This is a genomic window from Sphingorhabdus lutea, from assembly GCF_001889025.1.
GTDB lineage: Bacteria > Pseudomonadota > Alphaproteobacteria > Sphingomonadales > Sphingomonadaceae > Sphingorhabdus_B > Sphingorhabdus_B lutea.
Genome location: NZ_CP018154.1, coordinates 1750151 through 1763811 on the forward strand (window position 1 = coordinate 1750151; position 13661 = coordinate 1763811).

General features: G+C 42.8%; 12 protein-coding genes. 6 read left to right on the forward strand and 6 right to left on the reverse strand.

What is annotated here, in order from left to right:
• Nucleotides 1-4 precede the first annotated feature (4 nt).
• Both ftsY and LPB140_RS08320 read left to right on the forward strand, forming a co-directional pair.
• Nucleotides 5-964 (forward strand): signal recognition particle-docking protein FtsY, encoded by a 960-nt coding sequence (gene ftsY, locus LPB140_RS08315; RefSeq protein ID WP_072559432.1) that lies wholly within the window; start codon nt 5-7, stop codon nt 962-964.
• Complete coding sequence (locus LPB140_RS08320) at nt 957-1640, forward strand: inner membrane-spanning protein YciB (RefSeq protein WP_072559433.1); 684 nt, start codon at nt 957-959, stop codon at nt 1638-1640. The genes ftsY and LPB140_RS08320 overlap by 8 nt, the downstream gene beginning before the upstream one ends.
• A gap of 26 nt (nt 1641-1666) precedes the next feature.
• Here LPB140_RS08320 and LPB140_RS08325 read toward each other — a convergent pair whose 3' ends face one another.
• The 4 genes from LPB140_RS08325 to LPB140_RS08340 all read right to left on the reverse strand — a co-directional run bounded on the left by LPB140_RS08325 (nt 1667) and on the right by LPB140_RS08340 (nt 5843).
• Entirely contained in the window at nt 1667-2104 is a 438-nt protein-coding gene (locus LPB140_RS08325; protein ID WP_072559434.1) for a chemotaxis protein CheW, read from the reverse strand.
• The gene (locus tag LPB140_RS08330) at nt 2094-4631 is read right to left on the reverse strand and encodes a chemotaxis protein CheA (protein WP_072559435.1); all 2538 of its coding nucleotides are present in this window, start codon (nt 4629-4631) and stop codon (nt 2094-2096) included. The genes LPB140_RS08325 and LPB140_RS08330 overlap by 11 nt, the downstream gene beginning before the upstream one ends.
• A gap of 86 nt (nt 4632-4717) precedes the next feature.
• Entirely contained in the window at nt 4718-5356 is a 639-nt protein-coding gene (locus tag LPB140_RS08335; RefSeq protein WP_072559436.1) for a histidine phosphotransferase family protein, read from the reverse strand.
• A 103-nt stretch (nt 5357-5459) separates the two neighbouring features.
• Nucleotides 5460-5843, reverse strand: coding sequence for a M67 family metallopeptidase (locus LPB140_RS08340; protein WP_198024097.1), 384 nt, complete (start codon nt 5841-5843; stop codon nt 5460-5462).
• Between the two features lie 53 nt (nt 5844-5896).
• Between LPB140_RS08340 and LPB140_RS08345 the strand changes: the two genes are divergently transcribed.
• From LPB140_RS08345 to bla, 4 genes are all read left to right on the forward strand, one after another.
• Complete coding sequence (locus tag LPB140_RS08345; RefSeq protein WP_083550216.1) at nt 5897-6856, forward strand: RluA family pseudouridine synthase; 960 nt, start codon at nt 5897-5899, stop codon at nt 6854-6856.
• A 70-nt stretch (nt 6857-6926) separates the two neighbouring features.
• Nucleotides 6927-7838 carry an RNA polymerase sigma factor RpoH gene (gene rpoH, locus LPB140_RS08350; protein WP_072559438.1) on the forward strand — a complete coding sequence of 304 codons (912 nt, stop codon included), beginning with the start codon at nt 6927-6929 and terminating at the stop codon, nt 7836-7838.
• Nucleotides 7839-7872: 34 nt separating this feature from the next.
• Nucleotides 7873-8586, forward strand: coding sequence for a monofunctional biosynthetic peptidoglycan transglycosylase (mtgA, locus tag LPB140_RS08355; RefSeq protein WP_072559439.1), 714 nt, complete (start codon nt 7873-7875; stop codon nt 8584-8586).
• A gap of 23 nt (nt 8587-8609) precedes the next feature.
• Entirely contained in the window at nt 8610-9509 is a 900-nt protein-coding gene (bla, locus tag LPB140_RS08360; RefSeq protein WP_072559440.1) for a subclass B3 metallo-beta-lactamase, read from the forward strand.
• Between the two features lie 110 nt (nt 9510-9619).
• On the opposite strand, the gene LPB140_RS08365 is transcribed toward bla, so the two are convergent.
• A complete protein-coding gene (locus LPB140_RS08365; RefSeq protein ID WP_232223382.1) occupies nt 9620-12022 on the reverse strand; it encodes a TonB-dependent receptor in 2403 nt (800 codons plus the stop codon).
• A 300-nt stretch (nt 12023-12322) separates the two neighbouring features.
• Nucleotides 12323-13594, reverse strand: coding sequence for an ATP-dependent Clp protease ATP-binding subunit ClpX (gene clpX, locus LPB140_RS08370; RefSeq protein WP_072559441.1), 1272 nt, complete (start codon nt 13592-13594; stop codon nt 12323-12325).
• Between the last annotated feature and the right edge of the window lie 67 nt (nt 13595-13661).

Sequence of the window (13661 nt, forward strand, 5' to 3'; positions counted from 1 at the left end):
TTACATGACCGAAGATTTTGACCAACAACCCAAATCATCATGGCGTAACCGGCTATTTGGTGGCCTACAAAAAACATCTGGTAAATTAAGCGAGAATCTAACGGGTCTTGTCACCAAGGCTAAATTGGATGATGCGATTTTGGATCAGATTGAAGAAGCATTGATTATTTCCGATCTTGGTCCAGCGACGGCGGCCCAAATACGCGAAACATTGTCCAAAACACGGTTTGAGAAAAACCCGACCGACGATGCCGTTCGCCATATTATTGCCGATGAAATTGAAAGCATCTTGGCGCCTGTGGCTGTCCCGCTTGAAATTGATGCATTTCCAAGGCCGCAAGTTATATTGGTTATCGGTGTCAATGGATCTGGTAAAACAACCACCATTGCGAAATTGGCCCATAATTATATTGAGGAAGATTATGGCGTCATGTTGGCGGCGGGTGATACATTTCGCGCGGCAGCCATTGGGCAATTGCAAAATTGGGCCGAAAGAATTGGCGTTCCCATTATCGCGGGGAAAGAAGGCGGGGACGCCGCCAGCATTGTGTATGATGGCGTTAAAAAATGCACACAAGATGGCACAGATATTTTAATAGTCGATACAGCAGGCCGGCTTCAAAATAAAAGCGAGCTGATGGATGAGCTTGCCAAAATTCGTAAAGTTTTAGGCCGGTTAAACCCCGCCGCGCCGCATAATGTAATTTTGGTTTTGGATGCAACAACAGGTCAAAATGCGCTTTCCCAAATTGAGATTTTCGGAAAAGTCGCCAATGTCACCGGGCTAGTCATGACCAAATTGGATGGCACGGCGCGCGGCGGTATATTGGTTGCGGCGGCAAAGCAATTTGGTCTGCCCATTCATGCCATTGGCATTGGAGAGACGATGCATGATTTAAAGCCTTTTAACGCGCGCGAATTGGCCGAGGCGATTGCGGGAATAAGTGATATTGAAAATGACTAAGACAGACCAAGAAAAAGGCGATAAATTAAATCCCGATACATTAAATCTAAGCGTTGATGGCAAGCAGGTTAATAAACATCCCGCTTGGCTTGGCTATGCACTTGATTACGGCCCCTTAATCATTTTCATGCTTGTCAATAAATTTGGCGCTAGTAAAACTGATCCTGTTCAAGGACCCATTTATGGGACAATTGCGTTTATGATTTCGGTAACCATCGCGGCTATAATCGCAAAAAAGATAAAGGGTAAGCTAAGCCCCATTATGTGGCTGTCCATCATTTTGGTATTGGGCTTTGGTTCATTAACAATATGGCTTCGTGATCCAACATTTATTCAGGCAAAGCCGACATTTATATATTTATTTTTAGCTATATTGTTAATTGGCGGCGCGTTAATAAAAAAACCGCTCATTAAATATGTGCTAGAGGCTGGCTTTGATGGAATAAGCGATAAAGGGTGGCTTATTTTATCGCGTAATTGGGGCATATTTTTTGCCGCCATGGCAGTAATGAATGAATTTGCTCGTGCTTATTTCAGCTTCGACACTTGGCTATTGATTAAGATTTGGGGCGTGATGGCGCTCACCATCATTTTTACCTTCATCAATATTTTAATAATGACGAAATATGGTCTAAATTTGGGGGATGATGAAGAGAGCGATGAAACAAACGCCTAATAATTTTAAGTTTTTAATAGCTTATCTTAGGCTGCGATAGAATTTCTTTGGCTGACCAATGCGGAAGGGTCAATAATCAATATCATTTTATCATCAAGCTCCGCAATGGCATTACAATAATCCGCCCATTGGCCGCGAATGGTAAAATCATTGATTATTTTGTCCTTTGTAATTTCAATTACATCATTGACATGATCGACCAATAAACCATATGGATGCCCCATGATGGTGGCAGCAATCGCCAATGCACCAATTTTCACCTGTTGTGCCTCACCCGTAATCAAATATTGGGTGTCGATTAAGGTTAAAACCTGACTTCTTAACGAAACAAGTCCAGCGACAAGGGGGGTGACACGCGGAATAGCGGTGATATTTTGTATATGCACAACGGATTCAACATGCGCACTGGAAATCGCCACATAGGATTCGCCAATTTGCGCGATTAGGTAAAGATTATTTTCCATGACCTACTCTTATCCTTTCAGCAACTGACTTTTCTTCTAATTTTTTTAATAAAGCGACATGATCATAAAGGTAGATATTATGCGTCCCGTCTGTGCTGGCAATATCCTTGCTTAATGAGATGATTTTCGCGTCTTCATCATTGCCATTTGTCACATTTTCTGGATCAAATTTTATGATATAATCCGCCTTATCAGCTTTATTTTGGTCTGATGTGAATTCATATCCCGCGGCTTTTAATAATGGCGCGAGCACCAATTGCCCCCAATCTTCATTTTCGGAAATTGGCATATAACATAGCCCCTTGCTTTGGGACTTTGTCTTTGTAACTTTAGCTGAAAATTGATGATCTGGATTTTGTAAGATATATTTTGTATTTATAATCTCAATCGCCTTACCTTCATAAACAATCATTCCTTCGATGGAAGGGTCATTTACATCAGTATCAACATCCTGATTCAATGTAAAAATATCCAAAACATCTTCGACAGCAAAGAAATGATATTTATCGCCATATTTAATTTTCAACAGCTTTATTTGCCCTGTTTTCGGCGCATTAGATAGCCAGTGAACCGAATATATTTTGTCATTTTGGGTTAAACGCATCGCGCCCGCTTGGAAGCTTATTGTATCTGCTTCTACCTCTTCCATTCGTTCAATATCGGATAATCTTATTGCTCTACGTCTGCCCTGCATGTCTTCAAATAATAAAGCAGATGGTTTTTTGACGGCGGTTTGATTTTCAGTTTGTACCGAACCAATATTTTTCTTAATTGATTGGGAACATTCCAAAATATTGGCGATGCCATTTACATCCAATAGCATGATGGGCTTGCCACTATCGGGCAAAGAAGAACCCGCATATATACCTGATTTCATTACCAATGGCGCGACCGGCCTGACCACCAATTCTTCATGATCCAAGACATTGTCCACTGCAAGCGCATATTTACCGCCAATTGCCGGTTCAATCACGACCAGATTTTCAATCCGGTCAACATTATTATTGGTTTTACTTAAAACAGATTTATTTTCATCATTCCATAATATTTCGGAAAGACGACCAAAGGCGATTTTTTCCCCTCGAATATCGGCAATTGGATTGCCGCCGACATTGTGCAATGTGATATTTGCATTTTTTGTGGAGATAATTTCAACGATAGAAGATCGTGCAATCGCGAATAATTGATCCTCTGAACGAACGGTCAGCGCGGCAATAATACTTAACGTCAAGGGAAGCTGGATGATAATTTTTAAACCCTGCCCAACGAAATTTTCCAAAACAATCGAACCGCCAACCGATTCAATATTATTTTTCACCACATCCATGCCAACCCCGCGTCCTGAAATGGATGTAACTTTATCAGCGGTGGATAAACCTGGCTCAAAAATATAATTTAACTTTTGTTCCTCATTCAGCTCAGACCAATGTGCCTTGGTTATCAAATTTGCTAAAACTGCTTTATTTCCCAATTTTTTAAGGTTTATACCCGCGCCATCATCGCTTATTTCAATGATAATTTGGTTGCCTGATTGGCGCGCACCCAAATTTATTGTTCCTGTTGCTGGTTTCCCTGCGGCCTGTCGCTCATGCGCGGGTTCAATTCCGTGGCTCACACTATTGCGTAAAATATGCGTTAATGGGTCGCGTAAGGCCTCCACCATTTCGCGGTCAACTTCAACCTGACTTCCCTTGATTACAATATCCACAGGTCGTTTCAATTCGGTTGAAACATCGCGTATCATGCGCGGAAATACTGAAAATAGCCGATCAATGCTTTGCATCCGCATTAAGCTGATAATATCGCGTAATTCAGATGTTGTTGTGGATAAACGATGAAAACTGGAGTTTAACTCACCATTATCCTTATGCGTGCGAATTTGACGTGAAACCTCATTTCTGGCCAGCACCATGTCGGACACAATATTCATTAAACGGTCAAGCAATTGCAAGGACACTCTTACAGTTTTGGATGTCGCCGATGGGATGATTTGTGTCTGTTCTTCTTTATGATTTACTACAGGCACCGCCTTGCCTTGCTCTTCTTTATCAATTTTATCATCAGTAGCTTTGGCATCGGGCAAATTAAATGTTGCAGGCACCGCATCCATCTGCACCGCCATATCATGATCATCTTCATGAACATGTTGTTCACTTTTACTGGAGATTTGTTCCAACTGACAAATTAACATTTGATCAATATCGGCCACCGCCGTGCCATCCTCAAACGAGCTGGCAATCATGGCAATATGATCCACTATAGTCAAAATTGCGGTGACTAATTCAGGTTCAGGCTTTATTTTGCCGTCCCTTGCCTTGCTCATCACTTCTTCGGCGGCATGGCTAAGGTTTAATAATCTTGGAAGGCCAAGGAAACCACAACTACCCTTTACCGTGTGAACAAATCTAAACACCTCATCAATTGCGGCCTTATCATCAGGGCATCTTTCCCAATGCACCAATATCCCGCCAAGAGCTTCCATCGACTCTCTGGTTTCTGAAATAAAATCTTGAAGAAGTTCATCCATATTAAGGCCCAATATTATTAGGCCCTGATTTCTGCACGAATATGGTTAAAAAGCCGTTTACAATTGGCAAAATAGCCAAATTTTTATCAAACCTTTATATTTGAACCAATAACAAGCATATTTTTATCCGGATGTTCCAATAAAATTTGACCGTGATTTTCCTCACATAATTTATGCACCATCCATGCCGCTGCTGTCCGGGAATCCAATTCTTCTTCTCTCAAATTACCCAATAGGGTTTTTTCAACATCAGCCGAAAATGCCAAATGCGTTCCCGACGCCGCAACCACAATTTCACAGCTTTCTTCGCTTAACTCGCTACCAACCTGTATTTGGCCGCCACGAACCAATGCCTCATTCGCCATGAATACAAGGTTGAGCAAAATTTTAATCGCGGCCTTGGGATATAGCTGATCCCCAACCTCCCAAATCAATTGGGTTTTCCCGCTCATCCCCACCAATTCTTCTAAAACAGCTTTGGCTTCTTTGGGATCAACCTTTGGCCCAAAACCACCCGCCGCGCCAAATGCCAAACGGAAAAATTTCAATTTTGTGGCAGCTGACCTTGCGCTATCGGCCAATAATTCCATGCACCGTTCACGCATAGCCGGATCATGCTCATCGGCCAATAATTCAAGCCCATTATTCATTGCGCCGACGGGCGATAATAAATCATGGCAAAGCCGTGAGCATAATAAACTGGCTAAATCAGCTTTGGTTTCCATAATATTTTTTCAACCTTCTTCATCAAAATAATGCGCATCATCAAAATTAAATTGGCCGCGCCTAATCCCACTGCATTGCCTCTATTTTCAGAATATTTCAAGTCTATGATGATTTAATAATAATTGGCACACGGCAGGGCAAATTTATATTTTCGATGCTCATTTCCTGTGGCATGTGCCACATGGCCATTTCATTTCCCGCAATAATCAGCCATGGCCATGCATATTGAATGGCCGACATTATATCATATTTTGACGGCCTTATATCTCCATTTGGGTGCGAATGGAAAATAGCATCAACACGCACCTCATCCAATCTTTCACGGCGCAATATTTCAAATAAAATCCTATGTTCTATTTCAAAATGCCTTGCGCGATTGGCCGCAATATTTTGCGCCAATATAAATAATTGCGCTTTTTTAATATTATCATAAAAAATAAAACCGCAAATTTCCTCATCATGATGCATGGCTGCATGATGCAGCAAATTATAATAAATATTGCTTGTAATTATTTGGGCCATTACGCACATCATAAACCATGACCGATGCACAAACCAATAATAAAAATGATGATATTATCTGCATCACCTTGGGCAAGGGGCGGCTGGATAAGGCTTTGTCAAATGCCCTGCCCAATTTGTCGCGCGAGCGCATCAAATCATTGTTAAAGGATCATCATATTTCCATCGATGGTAAGATTATTACATCTGCATCATCCAACAAATATGAAGGATTAAAGGTGCAAATTGCCATCCCCGCTCCAGTTAGCGCCGTCGCCATTGCCCAAAATATCCCGTTAAATGTTGTTTATGAAGATGAGCATTTAATTATCATAGATAAAGCAGCCGGCATGGTGGTGCATCCCGCCGCTGGTCATCATGATGGCACATTGGTTAATGCTTTATTGCATCATTGTGCAGGTCAATTATCGGGCATTGGCGGGGTGGAGCGCCCAGGGATTGTCCACCGTATAGACCGTTATACATCTGGTTTAATGGTTGCTGCCAAAACCGATATTGCCCATCAGGGGCTATCCAAATTATTTGCCGCCCATGACATAAACCGCCAATATTTGGCAATAGTTGCAGGACATCCGCACCCATCAAGCGGCAAAATTGCCACTCAAATTGGGCGATCCCCCCATGATCGCAAGAAAATGGCTGTTGCTGCGCAAAATCATGGAAAACATGCCATTACCCATTATCATGTGGACCAATATCTTGATAAGGCGGCATTGGTTCGCTGCACTTTGGAAACGGGCCGAACACACCAAGTTCGCGTCCATATGTCACATTTGGGACATGGTTTAATCGGAGATTCCACTTATGGAAATCGACAAAAACATCATAAAATCCTACCAAAATGGTCGAAATCAGGAAGACAGGCATTGCACGCGACGATTTTGGGGTTTAAACATCCTATTACCGAAAAATATTTGCAGTATGAAAGTAACCTTCCTGAAGATATGCAGGAATTGTTAATAATACTTCAGATATGATTGGTTTATAAATCCGACTCTTGGGTGCTTGATGAGGCCGAGGAGCGGAAAAACAGAAAGAGAGAGAAATATGTCAGAGACGAATAATGTTCCGGCAACAATCCCTGCCCTTGGGGGGGACAATAGCCTCAATCAATATATGGCCGAAATTAAGCGGTTTCCCATGTTGAAACCCGAAGAAGAATATATGCTGGCCAAAAGATATCAAGAACATCAAGACAGCAATGCTGCGGCGCAATTGGTGACATCGCATCTACGTTTGGTCGCGAAAATCGCCATGGGGTATCGCGGTTATGGTCTTCCGGTATCAGAGCTTATTTCAGAAGGAAATATTGGTCTGATGCAGGGCGTGAAAAAATTTGACCCTGAAAAAGGATTCCGTTTGGCAACCTATGCCATGTGGTGGATCCGTGCATCCATGCAAGAATTTATCTTGCGCAGCTGGAGTCTGGTGAAAATCGGCACCACCGCAGCGCAGAAAAAACTTTTCTTTAACCTTCGCCGAATGAAAAATAATCTTCAGGCATTTGAAGATGGTGATTTATCCCCCGAAGATGTTGCCAAAATTTCGACTGATTTGGGCGTTACCGAAGAAGAAGTTATCTCCATGAACCGCCGTATGTCGCGCGGTGGTGACACATCATTAAATGTCACCATGGCTGGAACTGAGGGCGAAAGCGGCCAATGGCAAGATTGGTTGGTTGATGATGAGCCATTGCAGGACGAAATTCTTGCTGATGCTCAAGAAGCCGATGTCCGCCATGAATTGCTTGCCGAGGCGATGTCGAGCTTAAACGATCGTGAACGCGATATTTTAATGCAACGCCGATTGGTTGAACAGCCCCAAACGCTTGAGGAATTGAGCTTGGTTTACAAGGTAAGCCGCGAACGTATTCGCCAGATTGAGGTGCGTGCTTTTGAAAAATTACAAAAAGCGATGATGCGCCTTGCCGGTGACAAACGATTATTGGCCAGCGCCTAAATTTTACAGGACATATATTTAGGATGCTGAAATAATGGCCGAATATCATGAAGGGGACGTTCCAAAAGGACCGTCCCTTTTTCGCCGACTGATTATCTTCATTTTCAAGGGCGGTTTTTATTTTGTGGCATTATCCATTTTATTGGTTGGTTTTTTTGCGATTATTCCCGTGCCAATTACAGCGACAATGTTAATGGATGAAAATGGCGTTACCAAAAGCTGGCGTTCTTTAGATGAAATATCACCCAATTTGGTCCGCGCCGTTATCGCCGCAGAGGATAGCAAATTTTGCTCCCATAATGGATTTGATACAGAGGCCATTGAAAAAGCAATTGAAAATAATCGTAAAGGAAAAAAATTGCGTGGTGGCTCGACCATTAGCCAGCAAACAGCAAAAAATGTCTTTTTATGGCAAAATGGCGGTTATGTCCGCAAGGGGTTGGAAGCATGGTTCACCATGCTGATTGAATTTATCTGGCCCAAATCGCGTATCATCGAGGTATATTTAAATGTCGCCGAAACCGGCATTGGCACCTATGGCGCCGAAGCAGGGGCGCAGCGTTATTTCAATAAATCTGCCGATAATCTTAGCAAGTCAGAGGCAGCAAGGATAGCTGCCGCCCTGCCCGCACCAAAAAAACGGGCCGTTAACGGCGCATCTGGCTTTACCCGCCGCTACGGAAACAGCATTTCGTCGCGCATTTCCATTGTCAAACGTGATGGGCTGGATAGCTGCATTTATAAATAACCCCAATTTCTATAAGGAATAATATGCTCCGCTCTTTTACATATATATTTATTTCGGCGGCGCTTTGTTTAACAGGTTGCGGCGTCAATAATAATGACGCGCCCCGCATTAAAAATACACAGTCCCCGCAAAAATGGGCCGCGACATGTAAAGATAGGGATGAGTGGGATAAGCCAGCCCCAGCCTTTCATATATATGGCAATAGCTGGTATGTTGGCACATGCGGGATTAGCGCGATTTTAATCGATAGCGGCAATGGCTTAATTTTAATAGACAGCGGCACAGAGGTCGGTGCCGATATTGTCATGGCCAATATTATATCGCTTGGTTTTAAATTAAAAGATGTCAAAATCATATTAAGCAGTCATGAGCATTTTGACCATATTGGTGGATTAGCAAAGATCAAGGCTTTTACAAATGCCCAAATTTACGCCAGCAAAGAGGCCGCACCTGTCATGATGACAGGACAATCCAGCGCAGATGATCCGCAACATGGCCTGCATAAACCAATGCGTCCAGTTAATGTCGATAAAATAGTAAATTTAGAAGAAGCCATAATATTGGGCAATATTGGCATAAGCCCAATCTCTACGCCTGGTCATACTCCCGGCGCATTAAGCTGGTCATGGCAAGATTGTGAGAATAAAATTTGCAAAAATATAATATATGCCGACAGCTTATCTCCCATAGGACGGGATGATTATAAATTTTCCGACCATCCGGTATATTTGGCCAATTATCGTTCAGGCATGGAAAGATTGGCAAAAATGCAGTGCGATATTTTATTAACCCCGCACCCGTCATCAAGCAACATGGTGAAACGTGCAGCAAGCGGCTCTTTCATTGGCGCGATGAACTGTCATGAATATACACAAGCAGCAAGCAAAAGATTAAATGACCGATTGGCGAGCGAAGCTAAATAAATCTGCCGCCATTATTCATATCGCTTAAAAGCTGATTATTATAATTTTGGCCATAAAAAAGGGCGGCGCAATATGCCCCGCCCTCTTCATTTACTTAATATCTAAATAAGTTAGAATTGGAAGTTTACAGATGCTGTAAATGTCCGTGGTGCACCAACCTGTACAAATGGTGATGTGCTGGTCAAATCGCCGCCAAAGCCGCCAACGAACAGTTCATCAAACGCATTATACATGTTGAATTGCAAATATGTTTTGTCGTTCAAGCCAACCCATTCCAGGCCAACACGAGCGTTCAAATTCACCAACCAATAACCATCGACTTCGCGGGTATTGATATCGTTTACAAAACGCTTGCCGGTATATTTTGCCAATGCACCAAATGATACAGGACCTGCATTTATATCAAATGCACCGCCATAGCTGTTTGTTGGTGAACCAGATTCCTGTTTACCCGCAGTCGCGGCAAATACAGGAGAACCAGCAACAACACCGGTTTGGACATTTTCTTTAATTTCAGATTCACTTAATGAACCAAAGACATAAAGACGTAAATTGTCATTTACAGCAAATGCGATGCTGCCGTCCAAGCCATATTTATCTACTGTACCGAGGTTACGGTAAATGGTTTGATCCAATACTGGGTCATATGAACGGGCCAAACGGTTTTCAAATTTGCTGAACCATGCTGCAACCTGTGCCTGAACGCGGCCAGAAGTATAGCGAAGACCAAGGTCAAAGCTGTCTGTAGTTTCAGGAACAGGACGTACCGATGGTGAATCCGCAAAGAATAATGAGTCATAAAGCGGATCAGTACCAGGTACTGACAAACCTTTGGCATAGCTGCCATAGGTGCTTAAATCATCGGTTAAGCGGAAACGGAAGCCAAGATTTGGAAGAATCTTGTCATATTTATATGTCCGTGATTGTGGTGGGGCATAGGTTGGGTTTGCCGCTGCATATGCCGCATTTTGTGAATCATCCTTACCAAAGCAATCGACAAAGCCACTTGCAGAAGTGGTAAAGCAATATTGGTTTAATTCACGTGTAAAAAATGGCGCGCGAACACCAATATTCACCATCAAACGATCATCCAATAATTCGCCGCGATATTCACCAGAAACCTGATGCAAAATCGCATATGACAAACGGTCACGTTTTGTAAGCGGCGTTCCAGTAACATCCAAAATTGGGTCATTTACTGGGAATGGATCAATTGCAAAACCGTCAGTGTTCAACAGGCCAATTTGGCCGGTTTGGCGGTGACGTGCATTGTCATAGGTATAGTTGATACGAACGGTATGTTGATCGTTAATATCATAACGCAATGATGAAATCACACCATAGCGATGGGTTTGGGTTTGGCTTGGTTGCAAAATTTCAACCTGGTCAAGCAAATCGCCGTCGCCGTTTAAATCAACACCGGCATAGGGTTGGCCACCAATATAACCATAAAAGCCGTTACGTGAACCTTCATTACCACGTGTGGTGCCGCCGCCATTTGCTTTTACATATTGATAGCTAGGGTCGATTGAAAGAACCAAGCCGTCAGAAAGTGTAAAGCGTGATGCACCGCGGATATTACCGGTATTTGATGGGTTTACGCGATAATCAAATGCGCTGCCGCAACGGTTTGAAACGTCACGAATACCGGGACGGGCCGCTGCTACTTGGCAACGGGTAATATTGGCAAAACGGGCGTCCTTGGTTGTTGGGAATGATGCCAATGAAACCGAACCAAAGAAATTGTTGCGGTTTTCGTTGTAATTTCCAGAAACCGACACAAAATCGCCATTGTCGCCAATTGGTTGATAAACACGTGCGTTAACCTGTGTTTTGTCAATTTTACCAACGCCATAAACATTTCTATGGTCAACTTTTTCCGCAGCAAAAAATGCGCGTGTGCCAGAAGATGTTAAATTGCCAGTATCAACCGATGCGAAAATACGCATAAAGCCAAAATCACCTGCTGAACCAGCCATACGGACGCTGAAATCTTCATAAGGCTTTCTGGTGCGGTAATTAACAGTACCACCGGTCGCAGAAGCCGTTGGGCTGTCCACGTCGGTTGAACCAAGATTAACATTCACTTGTTCAATAAGTTCAGGTGAAAGCTGTTGGTTTGAATAAATGGCATAATTGCCTGAATCGTTCAATGGAACGCCATCAAAGGTTAAGCTGATACGATCGCCGCCGAAACCGCGAATTGACAATGTGCCGCCAGCTGAACCGAAACCATCATTATTTTGAAAGCTAACGCCAGGAATGGCGTTGATGCTATCCAAAACTGTTTGGCCAGGATTTTGCTTTGATAGAAATTCTTGGTTCAAAACCTGCTTTGCTTTGCTGGTATCTGGAATTTCAACACCAGCAACATCGGTTGTGGTTGTGCCGGTAACAACAATTTCTTCTTCGAAATCAAGCGAGCCAGTTGATTGTGCAAATGCAGCAGTTGATAAACCGCACATTGCAACAGCAAAACCGCTGCTCGCCATCATAAATTTAAACTTCGACATAAGACTACCCCTATATATTTGGGCATGGTGAAATTCATGCCCGATTGAGTGATTCTCTCTCACGCAACTCCCATGTCCATCCAATATTGCAGTCTGATGACAAACAAAGAAGATGAACAGATATTCAGGGCCAATAACGGCGATTTAATTAAAGGAAAAGGGCAGAAAACCTATAATATTGTGCAAAACGCCAAATAGCGTCTTCTGATGAAGCTTTATTCATCGACTGTAACATAAAAGGCACAATATTTGTGCCTTTTATTTGCGAATCAATTATATGTTTAATGCTTGACGAGATGCCTATGCAGCATCTTCTTTTTTGGATTTTTCCGCCTTCGCAAAAACCTGAACAGGCTCTTTGCGACCTTCGACAACATCCTTATCCAACACAATCTCGGTCACCCCCTCCATTGTGGGCAAATCGAACATCGTATCTAATAAAATTGCCTCCACAATCGAACGAAGTCCTCTGGCGCCAGTTTTACGCTCAATTGCCTTTTGCGAAATTGCACGCAGTGCATCATCGGTAAAGGTAAGGACCACATCCTCCATGTCGAACAATTTTGCATATTGTTTACACAGCGCATTTTTGGGCTCTGATAAAATTTTGACCAAAGCGTCAATGTCCAAATCTTCCAATGTGGCCAAAACTGGCAAACGCCCAACAAATTCAGGGATAAGGCCGAATTTCAACAAATCTTCTGGCTCTAATTGCTTTAATATTTCACCAGTTCTGCGATCATCTGGATCGGCAACATTTGCGCCGAATCCAATGGATTTACCTTCTAATCTATTGCTGATAATCTTATCCAAACCGGCAAATGCGCCGCCACAGATGAACAGGATATTCGTGGTATCAACTTGCAAAAACTCTTGCTGTGGATGTTTACGCCCGCCCTGTGGTGGGACCGATGCGGTCGTGCCTTCCATCAATTTCAACAAGGCTTGCTGAACCCCCTCACCCGACACATCGCGGGTGATGGAGGGATTTTCTGCTTTACGGCTAATTTTATCGATTTCATCGATATAAACAATACCGCGCTGCGCCTTTTCAACATTATAATCAGATGCCTGAAGCAGCTTTAAGATAATATTTTCAACATCTTCACCAACATATCCAGCCTCAGTCAAGGTGGTTGCGTCCGCCATCGTAAATGGCACATCAAATGTTTTGGCCAATGTTTGCGCCAATAATGTTTTACCACAGCCCGTTGGCCCTAAAAGCAGGATATTAGACTTTGCTAACTCCACTTCCGGGTTTTTAACACTATGGTTTAACCGTTTATAATGATTATGCACCGCGACCGATAATACACGCTTGGCCCGTGCTTGGCCAATGACATAATCATTTAAGATATCACAAATTTCTTGAGGAGAAGGCACTTCGCCCTCTTTTCTGGTGGACAATCCGCCCTTAATCTCTTCGCGAATAATATCATTGCATAATTCAACACATTCATCGCAAATAAAAACAGTCGGCCCTGCAATTAACTTACGCACTTCATGCTGCGATTTACCGCAAAATGAACAATAAAGGGTGCTTTTTCCTTCAGAGCCACTAATTTTCGTCATATTATTTTCCTATTTGGCCTATATCTTACGTAAAGAATATAAACCGACTGTATCACTGCTTTTACTT

What these genes read in the sequence shown, in the direction of transcription:
- rpoH (WP_072559438.1), top strand. Translation starts at nt 6,927, where the DNA reads ATGTCAGAGACGAATAATGTTCCGGCAACAATCCCTGCCCTTGGGGGG.
- LPB140_RS08320 (WP_072559433.1), top strand. Translation starts at nt 957, where the DNA reads ATGACTAAGACAGACCAAGAAAAAGGCGATAAATTAAATCCCGATACA.
- LPB140_RS08330 (WP_072559435.1), bottom strand. Translation starts at nt 4,631, where the DNA reads ATGGATGAACTTCTTCAAGATTTTATTTCAGAAACCAGAGAGTCGATG.
- ftsY (WP_072559432.1), top strand. Translation starts at nt 5, where the DNA reads ATGACCGAAGATTTTGACCAACAACCCAAATCATCATGGCGTAACCGG.
- LPB140_RS08345 (WP_083550216.1), top strand. Translation starts at nt 5,897, where the DNA reads ATGACCGATGCACAAACCAATAATAAAAATGATGATATTATCTGCATC.
- clpX (WP_072559441.1), bottom strand. Translation starts at nt 13,594, where the DNA reads ATGACGAAAATTAGTGGCTCTGAAGGAAAAAGCACCCTTTATTGTTCA.
- LPB140_RS08365 (WP_232223382.1), bottom strand. Translation starts at nt 12,022, where the DNA reads ATGTCGAAGTTTAAATTTATGATGGCGAGCAGCGGTTTTGCTGTTGCA.
- mtgA (WP_072559439.1), top strand. Translation starts at nt 7,873, where the DNA reads ATGGCCGAATATCATGAAGGGGACGTTCCAAAAGGACCGTCCCTTTTT.
- LPB140_RS08325 (WP_072559434.1), bottom strand. Translation starts at nt 2,104, where the DNA reads ATGGAAAATAATCTTTACCTAATCGCGCAAATTGGCGAATCCTATGTG.
- LPB140_RS08335 (WP_072559436.1), bottom strand. Translation starts at nt 5,356, where the DNA reads ATGGAAACCAAAGCTGATTTAGCCAGTTTATTATGCTCACGGCTTTGC.
- bla (WP_072559440.1), top strand. Translation starts at nt 8,610, where the DNA reads ATGCTCCGCTCTTTTACATATATATTTATTTCGGCGGCGCTTTGTTTA.